Source organism: Pseudomonas fluorescens (assembly GCF_902497995.1).
Lineage (GTDB): Bacteria > Pseudomonadota > Gammaproteobacteria > Pseudomonadales > Pseudomonadaceae > Aquipseudomonas > Aquipseudomonas fluorescens_BK.
The window spans coordinates 1-505 of the sequence record NZ_CABVII010000083.1; the positions used below are offsets into that span (position 1 = coordinate 1).

Genomic DNA, 505 nt, shown 5'->3' on the forward strand with positions numbered 1-505 from the left:
GTGCGCCGGTGAAGGCGCCTTTGACATGGCCGAACAACGCCGACATCGCGCCATCGCCACGCAGGGTGGCGCAGTTGACCTCGACAAAGCGCCCCTGCATTTGATGGCGGCTGCGTTTGAGTTCGTAGATGCGTCGGGCGAGGAAGGATTTGCCGGCGCCGGTCGGGCCGATCAGCAGCATCGGCGCCTTCGAGCGCACGGCCACGCGTTCGATTTGCCCGATCGAGCGGTTGAAGGCGGCGTTGCGTGTGGCGATGCCGGACTTCAAGAACTCCAGGCCTTGGAGGCGCGTGCTGGCGAAGCGCGGAGCGATGCGATCGTAGCGAGACAGGTGGAGATCGATCAGGGCATGCGTGCCGATGGCGTGATCGCTTTCGCTGTTGCGCTTGGCCGGGGGGGTCGGGATCAGCCGTGCCGGCAGATAGCGCGCCTCGGTCAGCAGGAACCAGCAAATCTGCGCGACATGGGTGCCGGTGGTGATGTGGACGAGGTAATCCTCGCGCTC

1 protein-coding gene is annotated in these 505 nt (G+C 65.3%); it reads right to left on the reverse strand.

Annotated elements, in window-relative coordinates; genetic code table 11:
* Window positions 1–505: RNA repair transcriptional activator RtcR family protein (locus F8N80_RS31025; RefSeq protein ID WP_191633010.1), on the reverse strand; the 505-nt coding region annotated here is incomplete at both ends.